At 55.6% G+C, this 20,412-nt stretch carries 17 protein-coding genes; 8 read left to right on the forward strand and 9 right to left on the reverse strand.

The features are described 5' to 3' along the window. The first annotated feature begins 3 nt into the window (after window positions 1-3). Genes WJU22_RS02010 through WJU22_RS02020 form a run of 3 tightly spaced genes read left to right on the forward strand, consistent with a single transcriptional unit; the run spans window position 4 to window position 1,823 of the window. Window positions 4-387 carry an SdpI family protein gene (locus WJU22_RS02010; RefSeq protein ID WP_341841627.1) on the forward strand — a complete coding sequence of 128 codons (384 nt, stop codon included), beginning with the start codon at window positions 4-6 and terminating at the stop codon, window positions 385-387. Window positions 388-399: 12 nt separating this feature from the next. Then, the gene (locus tag WJU22_RS02015; protein WP_341841628.1) at window positions 400-771 is read left to right on the forward strand and encodes an SdpI family protein; all 372 of its coding nucleotides are present in this window, start codon (window positions 400-402) and stop codon (window positions 769-771) included. 5 nt (window positions 772-776) lie between these two features. Then, window positions 777-1,823, forward strand: coding sequence for a Gfo/Idh/MocA family oxidoreductase (locus tag WJU22_RS02020; RefSeq protein ID WP_341841629.1), 1,047 nt, complete (start codon window positions 777-779; stop codon window positions 1,821-1,823). A gap of 5 nt (window positions 1,824-1,828) precedes the next feature. Here WJU22_RS02020 and WJU22_RS02025 read toward each other — a convergent pair whose 3' ends face one another. The 3 genes from WJU22_RS02025 to WJU22_RS02035 are packed head-to-tail and all read right to left on the reverse strand — an operon-like array spanning window position 1,829 to window position 6,489. Continuing rightward, window positions 1,829-3,733 (reverse strand): ATP-dependent DNA helicase RecQ, encoded by a 1,905-nt coding sequence (locus tag WJU22_RS02025; RefSeq protein ID WP_341841630.1) that lies wholly within the window; start codon window positions 3,731-3,733, stop codon window positions 1,829-1,831. Between the two features lie 3 nt (window positions 3,734-3,736). Then, entirely contained in the window at window positions 3,737-4,342 is a 606-nt protein-coding gene (locus WJU22_RS02030) for a trimeric intracellular cation channel family protein (protein ID WP_341841631.1), read from the reverse strand. Between the two features lie 38 nt (window positions 4,343-4,380). After that, window positions 4,381-6,489, reverse strand: a complete 2,109-nt coding sequence (locus WJU22_RS02035) for a cation-translocating P-type ATPase (protein ID WP_341841632.1) — start codon at window positions 6,487-6,489, stop codon at window positions 4,381-4,383. A gap of 245 nt (window positions 6,490-6,734) precedes the next feature. On the opposite strand from WJU22_RS02035, the gene tsaE reads away from it, so the two are divergent. Both tsaE and WJU22_RS02045 read left to right on the forward strand, forming a co-directional pair. Next, the gene (tsaE, locus tag WJU22_RS02040) at window positions 6,735-7,196 is read left to right on the forward strand and encodes a tRNA (adenosine(37)-N6)-threonylcarbamoyltransferase complex ATPase subunit type 1 TsaE (protein WP_341841633.1); all 462 of its coding nucleotides are present in this window, start codon (window positions 6,735-6,737) and stop codon (window positions 7,194-7,196) included. Between the two features lie 45 nt (window positions 7,197-7,241). Continuing rightward, window positions 7,242-8,459 (forward strand): alanine dehydrogenase, encoded by a 1,218-nt coding sequence (locus WJU22_RS02045; protein ID WP_126244227.1) that lies wholly within the window; start codon window positions 7,242-7,244, stop codon window positions 8,457-8,459. Between the two features lie 51 nt (window positions 8,460-8,510). Here the strand turns inward: WJU22_RS02045 and WJU22_RS02050 are convergent, their stop codons facing one another. The 3 genes from WJU22_RS02050 to WJU22_RS02060 form a co-directional block, all read right to left on the reverse strand. Continuing rightward, the gene (locus tag WJU22_RS02050) at window positions 8,511-9,293 is read right to left on the reverse strand and encodes an undecaprenyl-diphosphate phosphatase (protein WP_341841634.1); all 783 of its coding nucleotides are present in this window, start codon (window positions 9,291-9,293) and stop codon (window positions 8,511-8,513) included. Window positions 9,294-9,363: 70 nt separating this feature from the next. Further along, window positions 9,364-9,615, reverse strand: a complete 252-nt coding sequence (locus WJU22_RS02055; RefSeq protein ID WP_341841635.1) for a DUF3098 domain-containing protein — start codon at window positions 9,613-9,615, stop codon at window positions 9,364-9,366. 20 nt (window positions 9,616-9,635) lie between these two features. Next, window positions 9,636-10,490, reverse strand: a complete 855-nt coding sequence (locus WJU22_RS02060; RefSeq protein ID WP_341841636.1) for a cell division protein FtsX — start codon at window positions 10,488-10,490, stop codon at window positions 9,636-9,638. A 184-nt stretch (window positions 10,491-10,674) separates the two neighbouring features. On the opposite strand from WJU22_RS02060, the gene leuS reads away from it, so the two are divergent. Then, on the forward strand, window positions 10,675-13,458 hold the full coding sequence (gene leuS, locus WJU22_RS02065) for a leucine--tRNA ligase (protein ID WP_425165448.1): 2,784 nt from the start codon (window positions 10,675-10,677) through the stop codon (window positions 13,456-13,458). 302 nt (window positions 13,459-13,760) lie between these two features. Next, window positions 13,761-16,952, forward strand: coding sequence for a S41 family peptidase (locus tag WJU22_RS02070; protein ID WP_341841637.1), 3,192 nt, complete (start codon window positions 13,761-13,763; stop codon window positions 16,950-16,952). A 680-nt stretch (window positions 16,953-17,632) separates the two neighbouring features. Here WJU22_RS02070 and WJU22_RS02075 read toward each other — a convergent pair. Both WJU22_RS02075 and WJU22_RS02080 read right to left on the reverse strand, forming a co-directional pair. Next, on the reverse strand, window positions 17,633-17,878 hold the full coding sequence (locus tag WJU22_RS02075; RefSeq protein ID WP_341841638.1) for a hypothetical protein: 246 nt from the start codon (window positions 17,876-17,878) through the stop codon (window positions 17,633-17,635). A gap of 15 nt (window positions 17,879-17,893) precedes the next feature. After that, window positions 17,894-18,199 carry a hypothetical protein gene (locus tag WJU22_RS02080; RefSeq protein ID WP_341841639.1) on the reverse strand — a complete coding sequence of 102 codons (306 nt, stop codon included), beginning with the start codon at window positions 18,197-18,199 and terminating at the stop codon, window positions 17,894-17,896. A 258-nt stretch (window positions 18,200-18,457) separates the two neighbouring features. Here WJU22_RS02080 and WJU22_RS02085 point away from each other — a divergent pair, with 258 nt between their 5' ends. Next, window positions 18,458-19,309, forward strand: coding sequence for an endonuclease/exonuclease/phosphatase family protein (locus WJU22_RS02085; RefSeq protein ID WP_341841640.1), 852 nt, complete (start codon window positions 18,458-18,460; stop codon window positions 19,307-19,309). A 70-nt stretch (window positions 19,310-19,379) separates the two neighbouring features. Here the strand turns inward: WJU22_RS02085 and WJU22_RS02090 are convergent, their stop codons facing one another. Further along, window positions 19,380-20,351: a M20/M25/M40 family metallo-hydrolase gene (locus WJU22_RS02090; protein ID WP_341841641.1), complete on the reverse strand. Its 972-nt coding sequence runs from the start codon at window positions 20,349-20,351 to the stop codon at window positions 19,380-19,382. Between the last annotated feature and the right edge of the window lie 61 nt (window positions 20,352-20,412).

Consider the following 20,412-nt stretch of genomic DNA (forward strand, 5'->3'; position numbering starts at 1 on the left):
TCCATGGCATTAATTTTTCTTATAATTGGAGCGGTTTTTACTTTGGCGGGATTGAGATCCATGAAACATCCTGCTCCGCAAATCAATCGTTTAAACGGTTACCGCAGTCGCCGCTCTAAAAAATCGCAAGCGGCCTGGGATGCCGCGCAAACATATTCTGCCCGGATTTACCGGAATACGGGATTGGGGATTTTGGCTCTAAGCATTCCGGTATGGCTGATCAACAATCGGGAGTTGCTTCATTTTTCCTTGACATGGAATTTGGGAGTGTCGCTGCTATTCAGCATTTTACCGCCGCTGTTGATAAGGCTCCTGACGGAAACCTATCTCAAAAACACTTTCGACGAAGACGGCCACCACCGTGCACATGCCGCCAATATTGAATAAAAACCGAATCGCATGGTTTTGATTATTCTTTTGATCGGAACGATTTTTACCGTGATGGGATGGATTTTCGGAAAGTTCCCACCGAAAAACATCAATCCCATCTATGGCTACCGCTCACCCCGGTCGAAAAAGTCGCAGGCGGCGTGGGACGCCGCGCAGGTCTACTCCGCCCGGATCATGCGGAACACCGGCATCGGCATACTTGCCCTCAGCATTCCCGTCTGGCTCACCAGCGGCATGGAACTGCAATACGTCCCCGAAGTATGGATCATCGTGCTGCCGTTGCTGTTCAGCGTTGTGCCGTCGGTGATCATTATCCTGCAGACGGAAAATTTCCTGAAGAAAAATTTCGATAGCAGCGGCAATCCTTTAAAAAACAACTAAAAGATATGTCAACACCCATCAAAACCGGGCTTTGCTCCTACGGCCACAGCGGATATGCCTTCCATGCGCCGTTCCTGCACGTGCATCCCGGCTTCGAGCTGACGGCGGTGACCGAACGCTCCAAACACCTCGCGCAGCAGCGCTATCCTTCCGTAAAAATCTATCCCGACGTGATGAGCATGATCGGCGACGCGTCGCTGGAGCTCATCATCGTCAACACACCGAACTATTCCCACTACGAATACACCAAAGCCGCACTCCTCGCAGGCAAGCACGTGGTGGTGGAGAAGCCGTTCACCGTTACTTCCGCCGAAGGCGAAGAACTGATTGAACTGGCCAAAAAACAGCAAAAACTCATCATCGTATATCAAAACCGCCGCTACGACAGCGATTATAAAATCGTTCGCCGGGTGGTGGAAGAAGGGCTCATCGGCGATGTGCTGGAAGTGGAATTCCACTACGACCGGTTCAAGGAAGAACTGAGCTATAAAAAACACAAGGAAGCCGCTTCGCCCGGTACTGGCGTGTTGTACGATCTCGGGTCGCACCTGATCGACCAGGCACTGACCATTTTCGGGATGCCTGAAGCTGTATTCGGCGATGTGCGCATCATCCGCCGGGAATCTGTGGTAGACGATTATTTCGAACTGCTGCTGTATTACCCCTCGCTGCGGGTGCGCCTCAAATCGAGCTACCTCGTGAAAGAAGCCCTCCCCGCCTACATCCTGCACGGCCGCAAGGGCTCGTTCATCAAAAGCAAGTCAGACATCCAGGAAGCACTGCTCATGAAAGGCGTGCTGCCCGATGCGCCCGATTGGGGCGCGGAATCGCCGGCAGAATGGGGCCTGCTCCACACCGAGAAAGACGGTAAAACGGTGAAGGAATTCCTGCCCGGCGGCAACGGCAACTATCTTGATTTCTACAAAGGCGTGTACGGCGCCATCCGCGAAGGCAAGCCCAATCCCGTTACGCCCGAAGAAGGCCTGAACGTGGTGAAGGTGATCGAAGCGGGATTCCGCAGCAGTGCGGAACGCCGTGTTGTGACGCTGTAATTTTTTCAGGGCTTCGCCGCGAAGAGCAACCCGTCTCCATCGCGCAGAACGCAGCCTTCGGCGATGAGGAATTGCAGGGTATCCAGTATCCTGCTTTCCTCCGCGTCGAGCTTTTGCATGAGGTTTTGCATGCTCGACTTTTCACTGAGCGCGGCCAGGATGGCTTTCGCCAGTTCACCGAACTCCCCGGCCTTCAGTTTCCCCCGGTCTTCCTTCACGCATACATCGCAAACGCCGCATCTTTCGGCGTCCTTTTCCCCGAAATACCCCACCAGCTGGCGCGTCCGGCAAACATCCGCGTTTTGCGCATACTTCGTGATGGCGTTGATCTTCGCTTCCATGATCTTTTTCCGCTGCGCGAGGCGCTCCATATCGATGCGGAGCTGCTGCGCGCGGGGGCGCTCCTGGAGGAACGACAACTGTGGACTGTCTTTCCGCGGATAATACCTCACCACGGCCTGGCGGTGCAATTGCTTGAGGTTGTCCACGATCTCGTCTTCCGTGCAGTTGAGGATGCGCGCGAGTTGTTTTTCGAAGATGGGGACGGGCATATCGAGAATTCCCTGGTAAGTGCGCAGGAGTGATTTGATGAGTTGATCGAGGCGGGGATTGATGTTTTCGTATTCGAAAAGCGTTTCGCGGTTGGTGATGATTTCCGCTTTGGAGGGCATGTACACGCTTTCACTGAGTTGCCAGACGCCTTCCTGCTCGATGATCTTGATGGCGCTGTGCGCCACGGTGACGTTGAGTTTGAACCGCTGTACGAATTCATTGAAATCGAAATCGAAATACACGCCTTCCACGCCGCCGGCGGGCGCCTGCAGGTAGTTCACCACGGCCTGGAACACTTCGCGGATGGTGTCGAGGTCGGGGAATTGCAGTTCGAGGCGGGCTTTCATCTGTTCGAGGTCGTTTTGCGTGTAAAGCAATACGGCGAAGGCTTTCTGCTCGTCGCGCCCTGCGCGGCCCGCTTCCTGGTAATAGGCTTCTACGCTGTCGGGCACGTCTGCATGCACCACGAGGCGGACGTCGGGTTTATCGATCCCCATCCCGAAGGCGTTCGTGCAAACGATGACGCGGGTTTCGCCCTTGATCCAGGCAGATTGACGGGCGTTGCGCTCTTCGTTCGGGAGGCCGGCGTGGTAATAGTTCGCCGAAATCCCCTGGGCCTGGAGCAGCCCTGCCAGCTCCTGCGTCTGGCGGCGGTTGCGGCAATAGACCACTGCGGTGCCGGGCACCCTGTCGAGAATAGCGCGGATGCGCGCGGGCTTGCTTTCCTCTTCCAGCACGCTGTAGGAAAGGTTCGGCCGCGCGAAGGATTTGATGTAGATGTTCGGTGCGCGCAGTTGCAGCTGGATGCAGATATCTTTCTGAACGGCGGGCGTGGCGGTAGCGGTAAGCGCGAGGATGGGGGCGTTGGGAAATTGATCGCGGATAGTAGCGATCTGCAGATAGGCCGGCCGGAAATCGTATCCCCACTGCGAAATGCAATGCGCTTCATCCACCGCGATCAGCGTCACGGGCAATACTTCGCAATACCACAGGAACCGGCGGCTCTGGAGCCTTTCCGGCGAAACGTAAAGGAACTTGATATCGCCTTCCCGCGCCATCGCCAATACTTTTTCCACATCCTTCCCCATCATGCCCGCATAAATAGCGAACGCCGGAATACCGCGCTTGTTCAGGTTTTCCACCTGGTCTTTCATCAGCGCGATGAGCGGCGTCACCACGAGGCAAAGCCCCTCTCGCATCATGGCGGGCACCTGGAAGCAGATCGACTTACCACCGCCCGTAGGCAGCAGCGCCAGCGTATCTTTCCCCGATGCCACCGCCTCCACGATTTCCTTTTGCATGGGGCGGAAACCGGAATATCCCCAGTATTGCTGTAATATTTGCTGTGCCGTAGACATGTGTTATTTCTTCTCCAAATAGGGTAACGACCAGCCTTTGCGCAAGGCCGTCAGCCGGATCGTGATCACAAGAATAATGCTGGCCACCATGTTCCAATCCTGCTCCACACCGAGGTGCCGCAGCCCGATGTACAGCGCGGCGCCGGCGAGGCAGGCTGTTGCGTAGATCTGACGGCTGAAGATCAGCGGGATTTCGTTCACCATCATATCGCGGATCACCCCGCCGAAAATGGCCGAGATCATCCCCAGGATCACCGCCGCCCAGGGATGCACCCCGAACGCCAGAGCCTTCTGCAAGCCGATCACGGTATAAAAACCGATCCCCAGCGTGTCGAACAAAAAGATGGAACGCCGGTACTTCAGGAACCGCGCACGGAACAAAATGGTCACGATCACGCCGAGAATGATGGCGATCACATACCGGGAATCGTTCACCCACACCGGCCGCGTGCCCAGGATCAGGTCGCGCATCGTGCCGCCGCCGATGGAAGTAACGAACGCAGTGAAGCTCACCCCGAATATGTCGTGGTACATCTTCTTGTCCCAAGCCGCCAGCGCGCCGGATATGGCGAACACGAAGGTGCCGATGAGGTCTAACCAGTATATCATTCACGAACGGATTTCGATATACGAATTAACGACAAATTTTAATGGCTTACACGCTTGAAACGAAGTCGAACGGAATTGATGGCCAGCACAACATCCGACAGCCCCATCACCAGCGCGCCCACGATCGGGTTCAGGAATCCGAGCGCCGCCACCGGAATGGCCACCACGTTGTAAATAAAGGCCCAGAAAAGGTTTTGCTTGATGGTAAGATAGGTATGCTTACCCAGTCCCATAGCGAGCGGAAGCGCGCCGAGGTGGTTGTTGAGGAGGATCACGTTTGCGCTCTGCATGGCCACCTGCGTGGAATCGGAGAGCGATACGCCGATGGTCGCCTTCGCCAGCGCCGGCGCGTCGTTGATACCGTCGCCCACCATGGCGGTGGGGGCAACTTGCATGAGGGCGTCGATTTTTTCGAGCTTCTGCTTGGGCGACTGTTCGGCGAACCATGCGTCCATCCCCAGTTCTTCCGCCATTTCGCGGCATTTGCGGGTAGTGTCGCCGCTGAGGAGGATGGTTTTAATACCGGCGGACTGTAGGCTGCCGATGACGGTTTTGGCTTCGGGGCGCAGCTCGTCGGTAAAGTCGAGCCAGCCGGCCAGGGCGCCGTTCTTCAGGAGGTAGATATTGTGGGAATCGTCTGTGGTGAGGTCTTTGGCGAGGAGGAACGATCCCAGTTTCCATTCGTTCCCGTCTTTATCGCTGGCTTGCATGCCGAGGCCTTTTACTTCGCGGACCTGCCGGAGCGTGGTTTCCGGCGTGCCTTTCCACGCGGCGGTGATCGACCGGGCGATGGGGTGGGAAGAATATTTTTCGATGCTGAAAACGAGGGATCGGAAAGTGGCTTCATCGATGCCGGTGGCTTGCCATTGGCCGATGCGGAGCTTCCCGGTGGTGAGGGTGCCGGTTTTATCGAACACGATCTGGCGGATGTTGCGGAACTGTTCGAGCGTGTTGGCGCCTTTGATGAGGATGCCGTTTCGCGCGGCCCTTCCCAATCCTACCATTACCGCCGCAGGCGTGGCGAGCCCCATGGCGCAGGGGCATGCGATGACCAGCACTGCGATCGCCCGCATCATGGCCACCTGCAAAGGCGTTCCGCCGATAAAGTACCAGCCCAGGAACGTCAGCAGCGCGATCCCCAGCACCAGGGGCACAAAAATGGCGCTGATCCTGTCTGCCAGCTTCTGCATGGGCGGCTTGTTGCCCTGCGCCTGCTTCACGAGGTCGATGATGTAAGACAGCACGGTATCTTTCCCCGTAGCCGTGATATATATCTTGATGGAACCGTCTTCCAGGATGGTGCCCCCGATCACTTTATCCTTCTCCTGCTTGCCGACCGGCGCGCTTTCCCCCGTGATCATGGATTCGTTGACGTGGCCGGAGCCCCAGTAAATGGTGCCGTCCATGGGAATTTTATCGCCCGTGTTGACGAGCACGCGGTCGCCGGTGCGCAGGGCACCGTTATCCACTTCGTCTATATGTTCTTCGCCGTTTTCGTGCACATGCAGCCGGCGGGCGGTGGTGTGCTGGAGCCTCGCCAGTTCGGCGATGGCGGTGGTGGTGGATTTGACGGAACGTTCTTCGAGGAGGTTGCCGAGGAACACGAGGGTGAGGATGGCGGCGGTGGTTTCGAAAAAGAGGTAATTTTCTCCCAGGCCCTGCAACGCCCCGATGAGGCTGTAGGCGAAGGCAGCCGTGGCGCCCAGCGTCACGAGCACGTCCATGTTCGCCACGCCGTTGCGCAGGGAGCGGAAGGCGCTTTTCCCGAAATGCGCCATACCAACGAGGTACACCGGTACCGTGAGCGCCAGTTGCACCCAGGGGTTATGCAGCCAATGCCAGTTTACCCACATATGCAGGAGCAGCGGGGCGGTGAATATGGCGCAGAATATGAATTTGAAGGTGAGGGAGGTATAGAAGGGCCGCTGTTGCGCCTCGGCGCCGGGGAGCACCACTTCGTACCCAAGCCCGTTGATGCCGTTGATGATGTCGTTCGCGCTGGCGCCTTCGGGAAGGGTGAAGCGCAATTCTTCCGTGGCCACGCTGATCGCCACCTCTTCCATGCCTTTATTTTCGAGGAATTTGGAGATGGTGAGCGCGCAGCTGGAGCAGTTCATGCCTTTTACCTTGCAACTGATCGTTTCCATATGGAACAAAATTACCGCCGGCGCCCCGCAAACCCATGGGTTTTTAATGCAACAGCGGTGCTATTTCGCCCGGGCGGCGGGCTATCCCGGGCGCCAATGCTGCATTTGGCCGGACGGCGGGAATTATTGCAACACCGGTGCTTTTCCGCCGCCAATTTCGCCGTCAAAACACCTGAAAACGGCATAAAACGGCCGTAAATGCGCGGGAATTGCTAAATTTAGGCTTTGTTAAGGGAAAGACACGTATGAAATTGATTTTCTCTCTGGATGAATTACAGGATGCGGCCCGGCAACTTTGGGCCAATTACCCAAAAGCGCGCGTTTTCGCGTTCAACGGCGATATGGGGGCGGGCAAAACCACCTTCATCAAAGCCCTTTGCGCCGCCAAAGGCGTAAACGGCACCACCGCAAGCCCGACTTTTTCCATCATCAACGAATACCGGTATAAAAACGGCGACGGGCAGGAAAGGACCATCTACCACCTCGACCTTTACCGCCTCAAAAACCTGGAAGAAGCCGTGGAAGCCGGCGTGGAAGATTGTCTCTACCACCCTTCCGCCGTGTCTTTCGTGGAATGGCCGGATGTGGTGACCGACATCCTCCCGGCAGATACCGTACATATCTTCCTGTCCGTCACCCCGGGCCAGCAACGCCAGCTGGTGGCCGGTTCCGCCCATCCGGGGGAATTCAGGCCTTCGCTGCAATAATAAACGTAACTTTGGAAGCCACCCAAACATACAACTGTCATCAATATGGAGCATAGGCCAAAACCTGTTGTGAGTGCCGGTTTCACGTATTCGCCCCTCGAGGAGACGCTGGACATCCCGCAGAAAAATTCCCGCCTTTACATCGGGATACCGAAGGAAACGTCCTTCCAGGAAAACCGCATCGCGCTAACGCCCGACGCGGTCAGCATCCTCACCAATAACGGGCATCATATCGTGGTGGAACATAAAGCCGGCGACGGCTCCCATTTCTACGATACCGACTATTCCGAAGCCGGCGCCGAAATCGTGTATGACAAAAAAGAGGTCTTCAAGGCAGACGTCATCGTGAAATCCGCTCCGCTCAACGATGAGGAGATCGAGCTGCTGCACCCGCACCAGATCGTTATTTCACCCATCCACCTGTCTGTCCTCAAAGCGGAACAGCTGCAGAAAATGATGGACAAGCGGATCACGCTGCTGTCTTTCGAAAACCTGAAAGACGATTCCGGCACCTACCCCATCGTTCGCGCCATGAGTGAGATCGCGGGGTCGGCGGTGATGCTGATCGCGGGGCAATACCTCAGCACGAGCAGCCGCGGGAAAGGCATCCTCCTGGGCGGCATTACCGGTATCCCGCCAACGAAAGTGGTGATCATCGGCGCGGGGATCGTGGGCGAATTCGCCGCACGCACGGCGCTGGCGCTCGGTTCCTCCGTGAAAGTGTTCGACAATAACATTTACAAACTGAAACGGCTCCAGAATAATATCGGCGTTCGCGTTTTCACCTCGGTTATACAGCCGCGGGTGCTCGCCGATCAGCTGCGGACGGCCGACGTGGCCGTGGGCGCCCTGTCTTCCCAAAGCGGGCGCACGCCCATCGTAGTCACCGAATCGATGGTATCTCACATGAAAACCGGGTCGGTGATCGTGGATGTAAGCATCGATCGCGGCGGCTGTTTCGAAACTTCGGAAGTGACCTCGCACGAGAATCCCGTGTTCAAGAAATACGACGTGATCCATTATTGCGTGCCCAACATCCCGTCGGGCTTCGCCGGCACGGCGTCGCAAGCCATCAGCAACGTACTCATGCCGCTGCTGATCGAGGCGGCGGACGATGGCGGGTTCGAGAACCTCGTCTGGATCAAGCGCGGCGTCAGGAACGGGATTTACCTGTACAAAGGCGCCCTCACCAACTATCACCTCAGCGAAAAATTCAAGTTGAAATACACGGACCTGGAGCTCCTCCTCGCCGTGAAAGGATAAAAAAAGGCTGACCACATCACGCGGTCAGCCTTTTTTCATGTATTTGATTTCCTATTTGTTCAGGAAAATTGTCGCGATAATGATGATGCCTACCACGATCCGGTAGTATCCCCACATTTTGAACCCGAATTTCTGTAAGGTCCCGATAAAGAACTTGATGGCGAGCATGGCCACAATAAAGGCCACCACATTGCCGATCAGCAGCAGGCGGATGTTGTCGGGGGAACTGGTGAGCACTTCGTGGTTCTTCAGCAGTTTGTACCCGGTGGCTGCGGCCATGGTGGGCACGGCGAGGAAGAAGGAGAACTCCGCGGCGGCGTGGCGGGTCAGTTTTTGCTGCATGCCGCCGATGATGGTGGCCGCGCTGCGGCTTACGCCGGGAATGAGGGCAATGCATTGGAAAAGACCGATGCGGATGGCGCGGAAATAGTCCATCCCTTCGTCAGACGTGATGGTGGGGTTTTGGAACCATTTATCGACCACCAGCAGTACGAATCCTCCCAGCAGCAGGGTGCAGCCTACGATGAGGGGGCTTTCCAGCCAGGCGTCGATGTAATCGTGGAGCAGGAACCCCAGGATCAGGGCGGGCATAACGCCGAGGATGAGTTTCACATAGAACTGCCATTTGCCGAAATCGATGAATTTCTTCCAGTACAGTACTACCACCGCGAGGATGGCGCCCAGTTGGATGGCGACTTCGAATAATTTGGTGAACTCGTCTCCGTTAATGCCCATCACACTGCTGGCGATGACCATGTGGCCGGTAGACGAGATGGGGATGAATTCGGTTAATCCTTCGATGATGGCTATGATTACGGCTTCTAATGTGCTCATGGTTCAAAATAAGAAAAAGCGATGAGGGCGTCATCGCTATGATTACAATGTGGGTTTACGGTATTGATAATCAGGCTTTCGGCTTTCTCATGATGGCCCAGGCCTCTACTGCGAGGCCGAGGAGGATCACGATGGGGGCCAGGGTGATACGGCGGAAGCTGTACACTTCTTCAGGTGAGAAGCGCGCAGGATCGTCGGAGCTGCCGCCCATCATCAGGAGGAACCCGATAGCGATGAGGATTACACCTGCCAGCATGAGCTGGTAATTGCCTTTCCCGAAGAGAGACCCGGAGGTGGACGGCTTATTTGCTTCTTTGGACATATCTGTAGATTAAATTTGGATCAATATAAATCATCAAGTTTCAACTTGAGGTATTTCATCACCGAGCGATGGGTGCTGAGGAGGGAAATACCGATTCCGAGCCCGACCAGCGCCAGGAACAGGAGGCCCGTCAGCCAGTAGTCGCGCATCCCGCGGAGGCCCGGCAGGGCGGATTCCGCGAAGGAAATCAGACCGATCAGGCAGGCGATGGCCAACACCGCGCTGAGGCCGCCGTTGATGATGCTCCGCCTGTCGAACGGTTTGGCGATGAACCACCGGGTGGCCCCTACCATCTGCATCGTTTTGATGAGGAAACGGTTGCTGTACATGGCGAGGCGGATGGTGTTATCGATGAGGAACAGTACCACGATGCACATCAGTGCGCTGATCACCAGCAGTACGATCCCGATTTTCTTTGCGATTTCCAGCACTTCCGATACGAGCGATTTCTGATAATACAGCTCGCGGACGTTGGCGCGGCTCTGGATCTGCTGCTCGATCACCTTCAGGCTGTCTGGCTGCACATACCGGGCGTGCAGGCTGATATCGACGCTCGCGTACAGGGGGTTGAAGCCCAATACGGCGAAATTCTCTTCCGGATTCTCGCGTTTGAACTTCTCGGCCGCCATGTCTTTCGATACATATTGCGCTTTTTTCACAAACGGCATTACCGCCAGGGAATCGCGCAGGGCGATGGCCTGGTCTTCCTTCACATTATCGCGCAGGATCACCTGCAGCTCGATATTTTCTTTGTAATACTCGCTGAGATTCTTGGCATTGATCATAAAGAGACCGAGCACACCCAGCAGGATGAGCACCAGGGTCACCCCGATGATCGAATATATATAAGACGGCTTCGATTTCTTTGCTGACATTTTCCCGGGTTGAGCCATTCGTCTATAGTTTAGGAGCGAAAATAATAAAAATTGGGACTTATGTTTACTTTTGCCATCCCAAACGGTATTTTAACAATTTTTATTATATGGTAAAATGCCCGGTTGGAAAATCTTTTGTGAATAAGTAATTTACAATAAAGCGCCCGGCAATACCGGGCTTTAGATGATTATGGAGTACAATTTCAGGCAACTTGAGCGGAAATGGCAGGACCATTGGGTGAAAACCGGCGCCTACAAGGTCAGCAACAACAGCACCAAACCCAAATGTTACGTGCTGGACATGTTCCCCTACCCTTCCGGGGCCGGGCTGCACGTTGGGCACCCGCTGGGTTTCATCGCGTCAGATATCTATGCCCGTTACAAACGGCTGAAAGGCTTTAATGTGCTGCACCCCATGGGGTACGACGCGTTCGGCCTCCCCGCGGAGCAATACGCCATCGAAACCGGCCAGCACCCCGCCGTGACCACCGAAGCCAATATCCGCACCTTCCGCCAGCAGCTCGACAATATCGGGTTCAGCTTCGACTGGGAGCGCGAGATCAACACCAGCGACCCGTCGTATTACAAATGGACGCAACATATTTTCCTGCAGCTTTACGGCAGCTGGTATAACCGCCATGCCGCCAAAGCAGAAAACATCGAAACGCTCATCCGCATTTTCGAGCAGGAAGGCAATATCCACCAGGAATGCCCCGGCGACCGCAGCCTCCGCTTCAGCGCCGACACCTGGAACAACTGGACTTACGAAGAGCAGCAGCAGGCCCTCATGGAATACCGCCTCGCCTATCTCGCCTACGCCGAAGTGAACTGGTGCCCGGTGCTCGGCACCGTGCTCGCCAACGACGAGGTGATCAACGGCGTGAGCGAACGCGGCGGCCATCCCGTCATCAAAAAGAAAATGCGCCAGTGGTTCCTGCGCATCACCGAATATGCGGACCGCCTTCTCGAAGGGCTCGAAACGGTCCAGTTCAGCGACGCCATGAAAGACATGCAGCGCAACTGGATCGGGAAAAGCCAGGGCGCCGAGATCAAATTCAACGTGGCCGGCAGCCTCGAGAACATCGTGGTCTACACCACCCGTCCAGACACCATTTTCGGCGTCGACTTCATGGTGGTTGCCCCCGAGCACGAGCTCGTGGACGCTATCACGACCGATGCGCAAAGCCAGGCGGTGAGCGATTACCGCGAGTATGTGCAGAGCCGTTCCGAACGCGAGCGCATGGCCGAAGTGAAACAAATCACCGGATGCTTCACCGGCGCCTACGCCGTGAATCCTTTCGACGGCCGTCAAATTCCCATCTGGATTTCCGAATACGTACTGGCGGGATACGGCACCGGCGCCATCATGGCGGTGCCCTGCGGCGACGCGCGCGATTTCGGCTTCGCCCGTCATTTCAACATCCCGATCACCAATATCATCGGCGACGCCTTCAACGGCGAAGAAGCCAATGCCACCAAAGACGCCATCCTCCAGAACAGCGGCTTCCTCAACGGCAAGCCCATGCGTGAAGCGATGGACATCGTAGCCGAAAAGATCGAGCAGCTGGGCATCGGCAAGCGTCAGATCAACTACAAAATGCGCGACGCGGGATTCAGCCGCCAGCGATACTGGGGCGAACCTTTCCCCATCGTTTTCCGTAACGGCGTTCCCGAAGCGCTGGATGTTTCCGAGTTGCCGCTGGAACTGCCGCACGTGGAGAATTACCGTCCGGGCGAAGAGGGCGAAGGGCCGCTCGCGAACGTGACCGAATGGGTGAACCTGCCTTCCGAACCGGGCACCTCCCTGAAGCGCGAAACCAATACCATGCCCGGTTACGCCGGATCCAGCTGGTATTTCCTCCGGTATATGGACCCGAACAACGCGGAAACTTTCTGCGACAGGAAGGTGTCTGATTACTGGGGACAGGTAGACCTGTACATCGGCGGCACCGAACATGCGGTGGGCCATTTGCTGTACAGCCGTTTGTGGACGAAAGTCCTGTTCGACCTGGGGCTCATCGGTTTCGACGAGCCTTACAAGAAACTGGTGAACCAGGGGATGATCGGCGGAAGCTCGCGCCTGGTGTACCGTGTGCGGGGAACGAACCAGTTCGTGTCTGCCGGCCTGCGCGACCAGTACGAGACCGACGAGCTTCATGTGGATGTGAATATCGTGGATGGGGTGGAGCTGGATACCGAGGCTTTCCGGCAATGGCGTACCGACTATGCCAATGCGCAGTTCATCCTTGAGAACGGTAAATATATTTGCGGAACGCAGCTCGAAAAAATGAGCAAGCGCCTTTTCAATACCGTGAACCCGGATATGGTGGTGGAGAAATTCGGTGCCGATACGTTCCGGATGTACGAAATGTTCCTCGGGCCGATCGAGCAGAGCAAACCCTGGGAAACCAAGGGCATTGAAGGCGTTCACCGGTTCCTGAAGAAAGTATGGCGCCTGTTTTACGATGAGAACAAGGGCCTCGTGGTGAAAGATGAAGCGCCTACGGCGGAAGAGATGAAATCGCTGCACAAGGCGATCCGCAAGATCGATGAAGACAGCGAGCGCCTTTCGTTCAACACCGCGGTGAGCGCGTTCATGGTGTGCGCCAACGAACTGACCGACCAGAAATGCCACAAGAAAGCCGTGCTGGAACAGTTGCTGGTATTGCTCACGCCGTATGCGCCGCATATGAGCGAAGAGCTGTGGGCAGCCATCGGCAACAGCGGTTCCATTCTGGATGCGGCGTTCCCGGTGTTCGAAGCGAAATACGTGGCGGAATCCACGAAGGAATATCCCGTTTCCGTGAACGGTAAACTTCGTACGACCATCAATATTTCCCTGGACGTGGAGCAGGCGGAAGCTGAGCAGATCGCGCTGGGGAATGAAGTGGTGCAGAAGTGGCTGGAAGGGAAAACGCCGAAGAAGATCATCTTCGTGAAAGGTAAAATGATCAACGTGGTGGTGTAAAAACCATTTTTCGATACTGAAGAGCCGGCCTGTGAGGGCCGGCTTTTTTTTAAGTGGGTAACGCTTGCCGCAAAAAACAATAATTCCGGTTATCGGATTGGTCTATTTAGAAAAGCTTTCAGGAACAATTAACCTTTACCTGCCCGGCAGGCTCCCGGAAAACCAGTAGCTTCATCCCCCCAAAGCGCCCCAGGGACACAAATCCCGCGAAAAATGTTCCGAAACCGCCTCCTGACGTGATAAATGGTTTCCGGGTACAGGGAATCCTCATTATCTTTCTATCCTTAAATTCCCCTGTTATTATGAGACCAATCTACACGGGTATCCTGGCGGTAGCATTATCCCTGCCGGCCGTAGCCCAACAGTCGGACACTTATTTCACCACCTCTCCCACCCTTACCCCGGACGGACAAACGGTTATATTCAGTTTCGAAGGCGACCTCTGGAAAGCGGACCTCCGCAATCCACAAGCCACCCGCCTCACCGCCATGCAAGGCAACGAAACGCTCCCGAGGGTTTCTCCCGACGGGAAATGGATCGCTTTCACCGGCACCCAGTTCGGACGGCAAGACGTGTTCATCATGCCCATCAGCGGCGGAGATATCAAACAGCTCACCTTCCATGACGCACCCGACCTCATGGACTCCTGGAGCTGGGATTCCAAATCCATCTATTTCACCTCCAACCGCGAAGGGTCTGCCACCTCTTTCAAACAAAACATCAACGGCGGAACACCCGTTCGCGTATTCCCCCACTATTTCAACCAGGTACACAACCTGTCGGAACACCCCGCCTCCGGCGAACTGTTCTTCAACGACACCTGGGAATCCAGCTGGGCCGCCAACCGCAAACGATATAAAGGCGATTTCAACCCGGACATCCAATCCTACAACCCCGCCACCAAACAATATAAACAATACACCGACTACCGCGGCAAGGACTTCTGGACCACCATCGACCGCAAAGGCAACATATTCTTCGTTTCCGACGAAGCGAACGGGGAATACAACCTCTACACCTTCGCAAACGGCCAGAAGAAAGCCCTGACCAAATTCTCCACCTCCATCAAACGGCCCAACGTCAGCGCAGACGGCAGCAAGGTCGTGTTTGAAAAAGACTACCAGGTTTGGGTGTACGACGTCGCCTCCGGAAAATCCGAAAAAATCGCGCTCCAGCTCTTCCGGAACCCCGTTCTCTCCAAGGAACAGGCTTTCGACGTGCGCGACCGCATCTCCAACTTCGATGTATCGCCCGATGGCAAGAAACTCGCCTTCATTTCGCGGGGCGAGCTCTTCGTGTCTGATATCGAGGGCAAGTTCGTCCGCCAGATACCGCGCAACGGCGAAAGAGCGACCGAAGTGCTGTGGCTCCCCGATAACAAAACCCTCCTGTTCAACCAAACGCTCAACGGCTACCTCAACCTATACACCGTTGCCGCTGATGGCAGCGGGACCGTCAAACAGCACACGAGCGACAAACGCAACAACCGCAGCCTCAACCTGAACCACGACCGCTCGCAGGCCGTTTACTTCAGCGGCCGCGACGAAGTACGGATCATCGATCTCAAGACGCTGCAATCCCGCACCATCGCGAAAGAGGAGATATGGGCGTTCCAAAGCCCCGATCCCCGTTTTTCGCCCAATGGCGAATACGTGGTATTCAATGCACATCGCAATTTCGAAAAGGACATCTTCGTACACAACCTCAAAAAGAACACGACGGTCAACCTCACCAATACAGGTGTGTCTGAAGTCGATCCGTTCTGGTCGCCCGACGGGAAGTACATTTACTTCGCCTCCTCCCGCACCCGGCCCGCGTATCCATTCGGCATGACCAACCCGAAAATTTACCGGCTCGCGCTCGACAAATACGACGATCCTTATCGCTCCACAAAATTCGACGAGCTGTTCAAGAAGAAGGAAGACGATAAAAAGAACGACGACAAATCCGGCAAATCAGGCAAAGACGGTAAAGACGACAAAACTGCGAAATCCGACAAAAAATCCGACAGCGCAGACGCTACCAAGAGCATCACCATCAATATGGACCGGCTCATGCAGCGCGTAGAACAGGTGTCTCCCGGCTTCGGTTCCCAATACGGCCCCTACCATATGTCCGGAAAAGGCGATAAAACCACGATCTTCTTCGGCTCCAACCACGAAGGCCGCGGCGCGCTTTACAAAATGGTAAGCGAGCCTTTCGAAGAAACCAAAACGGAACGCATCAACGGCAGCGAACGATTCGACGGCAACATCGTGGAAGTAGACGGCAAACTCTTCGCACTTGCCGGCGGAAATATCTGCAAACTCAATGCAGACGCCAACAAGATCGATCCCATCAGCATCGGGCAAACCTTCTACCGCAACCTGCAGGAAGAATTCCAGCAGATCTACTACGAAATGTGGGCGAACGTAGAAGAGAACTTCTACAATGCCGATTTCCACGGCACCAACTGGCCCAAACTGCGCGACGAATACAGCCGCTATCTTCCATACGTGAACAACCGCGCCGACCTCCGCGTGCTGCTGAACGACCTGCTCGGCGAACTGAACTCTTCGCACCTGGGCTTCAACACCTATGGCGACGACGAGCGCATCGCCCTCAGTTATCAGACCATGGAAACCGGCGTTCTCTTCGATCCCCAGCAACCCTACACCGTGCAGCGCATCGTGGCCAACAGCAGTGCCGACAGAACGGGCATCGACATTCAGCCCGGTGATGTGCTCACCCAGGTAAACGGCAAAGCCGTGGATCCCAAACAATGCCGCGACCAATACTTCACCCGGCCCTCCATGGAGCGCGAAATCACGCTCACGTTCGAGCGCAGCGGCAAGCCCTTCGAAGTGCGGCTCCACCCGCAAAGCTCCGGCGCGCTCGACCAGCAGCTGTACGACGAATGGATTTACGGCAACGAACAGAAAGTTGACAAGCTCAGCAATAACCGCATCGCATACACGTATATGAAGAACATGGGCGGCGGGGAGCTCGACAAATTCCTCATCGACATGACCGCGAAATTATCCGGCAAAGACGCGCTCATCCTCGACCTCCGTTACAATACCGGGGGCAACGTGCATGACGAAGTCCTCAAGTTCCTTTCCCAACGCCCGTATCTCCAATGGCAATACCGTGAAGGCAAGCCCTCGCCGCAGCCGAACTTCGCGCCGGCAGGCAAACCCATCGTATTGCTGATCAACGAACAATCGCTCAGTGATGCTGAAATGACCGCTGCGGGCTTCAAGGCACTGGGGCTCGGAAAAATCATCGGCACCGAATCTTACCGCTGGATCATTTTCACCTCCGGCAAAGGGCTCGTAGACGGTTCCTTCTACCGCCTCCCTTCCTGGGGCTGCTACACCCTCGACGGTAAGAACCTCGAGAAAGAAGGCGTGGCTCCCGACATCTATGTCAAAACCACCTTTACCGACAGGCTGGCGGACAAAGACCCGCAACTGGAACGCGCCGTACAGGAACTGCTGAAAAGCGTTCGCTGATTTCAGCGATAACATACCAGGGGACCGGCAGGAATGCCGGTCCTTTTTTATGCTGCTTATGTCCACCGCTGCCGCCGGTTACCCGGCGAACAATGGTACTAACCCCATCGTTGCGCGGCATTGTTACCGCCTTTCAACACCCCATTTCATTGCACAGTCAACCGCAATGCGCGGGTATGTGCATTTCATTTACATAGCACTCCACCAATTCCTTCTTATCGAAATTTCACATCCATTCATTACATCACGCATCCAGCCACGTAAGTCCGTAACGGCCTAACTTCGGGCCGTTCGTTTCCCACAACAACTACATGGTGTTACACGGTTCTCTTCAATGCGTGGGAAAATGCATTCCAATTACATGTCCCTACACCAGTCCCTCTTCGAACTGCCATATCAGGCACCAGGTACGATAGTCCAGCAGCTCATCCTTCGCAATACCGTTCCCCACAACTATTCCGTGTTTCACCTCTCCGCGGTATATAGATTAGCGCATCCCATCAAATCTCCAGGCACAAATTCCACGTTATAAAAAAGCCTCTTTCCCGTTCCGCAACCTCACGTCTCCCCAGTCAGATAAGCCCTCAAGGCATCCATCGAGGCACTCGTTTCCCACTACAACAGCACGAACCCATGCACAAATTCCACGGTACAGAAAGCCTCTTTCCCGTTCCGCAACCTCACGTCTCCCCGGCCAGATAAGCCATCAAGGCATCCATCGGGATTCCCGTTTCCCGCAACACCTGGCGGATGACAAATGGCGGCACCGGGCACACCGTGCGCGACAACACCACCGGCCGCCGCTTCCGAACACCCTCCCACTGCTCATGCCCGCCTCCCAACAAGCGGAAATGATAACCGTTCAGGCAAAGGAAATCCCGGAACGTATCCAAAGACACGTCCTCATTACATTCCAGCGTTTGCATATCCCTATTGATTGATTACGAACCCCGCGCCAGCGAGCCCTCTTCCAGCAATAACCCGAACGGCCGCATTATCGCCCCCCTTCGCATATATCCCAACACTTCCCGCAATTGACCATACCCCATCAACGGCGCATACCATTCTCCCTCCTCCACTTTCCATCCCCCTTCCTCCATATCCTTCGTCATATCCTTCGTCATATCCTCCATCAAATCTTCTATCACTCCCTCCATCCCCCGCACCGCCCGCAAATACACACGCACCACCACCTCCAACGAACCATAGGCAGCCTGCCGCGACCATCCATAACCCGTCAGCCCCAAAGCCGGTACATGCGCATGCCAACACCCTCCCGCATCCTGAAACAACACCCCGGCAGCCCGTACCCGGCGATCCCCCCGCCCCTCATGTACTATGCGAATCGTTTTCATGATGATGTTGCAGGATGATCACGGACGGCAATACATCCTGATGCAAAACTAGCGGGAAGAGGAACCCGGGCAATGAAAAAAAGGCGAGAATATCTCAGAGTTAACGTAGAATATCTCCGAAAAACGAAGATTGTAATGTATTTTGACCACATGAAAAGGATTCTATTGCTCCTCATCGCCGCTTTCACCGGCTTCCAGGCCGGCGCACAAGACCGCAGCATCCAGGTCATGACGTTCAACATCCGCATGAACACGCCCAAAGACAGCATCAACGCCTGGCCCAACCGGAAAGACCGCCTCGCGTCGCAAGTCCTCTTCCACCGCCCGCAACTCCTCGGCGTCCAGGAAGCCCTCTGGGAACAAATGCAAGACCTGCAAAAATCTCTCCCGCATTACAAATACCTCGGCGTCGGCCGCACCGACGGCGATAAAAAAGGCGAATTCTCCGCCATCTTCTACGACACCACCCGCCTCAAACTCCTCGAATCCCACACCTTCTGGCTCTCCGAAACACCCGAAACCATCGGCGCCAAAGGATGGGACGCCGCCATCGAACGCATCGTTTCCTACGGAAAATTCCGCGACAAGATCACCGGCAAAATATTCTTCCACTTCAACACCCACTTCGATCATATGGGCAAAATCGCCCGCCGCGAAAGCGCCAAACTACTGCTGGACAAAGTAGCCGCCATCTCCGGCAAACTGCCCGCCGTTGTCACCGGCGACTTCAACGCCACGCCCGGCGACGAGCCCATCCGCGTCATCATGGACGCCGCCAATCCGAAACACCTCAAAGACGCCAAAGCCCTCAGCCAAACGCCGCACTACGGCCCCACAGGCACTTTCAACGGCTTCCGCTCACAGGAAATCGGCGACGAGCCCATCGATTACATCTTCCTCAAAGGCCCATGGAAAGTGCTCCAGCACGCCACCATTTCGCAAACCTGGAAAGGCCTCTTCGCTTCCGACCACTTTTCGGTTATCGCGAAACTCCAGCTTTAATCAAGATTCTCCCAAATACAACAAGGGCGGGCCTTTCGGTCCGCCCTTGCCATTTTATCAACTCTGCAATTTAATCTTCCTTCGCCACGCGGGTAGGCGTATCCTTTCCGCTCACGATGGTACCCGAGCTCACGGCGATTGCGTCAATGATATCCGCGATGTTCTGCAGGTCGAGGGATTCGACTTCGTCGTCTACACTATGATAGAGTTTGTCTTTGTCGATCTGCGTCGTGGAAATCGTATGCGCCGGCACGCCGAGCTTCGCCAGCATGGCATTGTCTGAACGATAGAAAAGCTGTTGTTCGGGATAAGGATCGGGATGGAATTTGAAAGCCGATCCTTCGAGGTTGCGCTGGAGGATCTGACCGAAGTCCGAACGCTCGAAACCCGTGATGAACGCGCTGTTGCGGCCGAACTTGGATTCCTTGCCGATCATTTCGATGTTGAACATGGCCACCACGCTGTCTGGATGCACTTCTCGGGAGAAATAGCGCGAGCCGAAGCCCCCGATCTCCTCTGCCGTGAAGCACGCGAAAATCACCGTGCGCTCGGGCGGATGCTGTTTGAAATGACGGGCCAACAGGATCACCGCCGTAATGCCGGAAGCATCATCGTCCGCACCATTGGCGATCGTGTCCTGCGTTTCGGATTTCAGGATGCCGATATGGTCGTAGTGACCGGAAAAGATCACGAACTCGTTGGGTTTGCTCGCGCCGCGGATGAGGCCCACCACGTTGTGGAGCGCCTTGGCACCGGGCACCAGTTCCAGCGAATCCGCCGGATAGATCGATCTGCCTTTCATGGCGAATGGCTGCCGGTAACTCGTTGCGCCGGGCAACTTCTCCAGCCCCGCTTTTTCGAATTCCGCTTCAATGAAAACGGACGCTTTCTCGATCCCGGGCGTAAAAGTCCCGCGCCCCATCATATCGTCGGCGGCAAGTGTGGAAATGATCCGGCGCACCTCGTTCACGTCGGTCTGCTGCGCAACGGCGCCCAGGCTTATGGTGAGCAGCGCGGCGGCGGCTATTAATTTTCTGGTCATAGGTCGATGCAAGATTTGCCTAAAAATAAACGATATTCATATCCTCGCCAATTTCTCATTA

Origin of the sequence: Chitinophaga caseinilytica, from assembly GCF_038396765.1 — a bacterium.
Classification (GTDB): Bacteria; Bacteroidota; Bacteroidia; order Chitinophagales; family Chitinophagaceae; genus Chitinophaga; species Chitinophaga caseinilytica.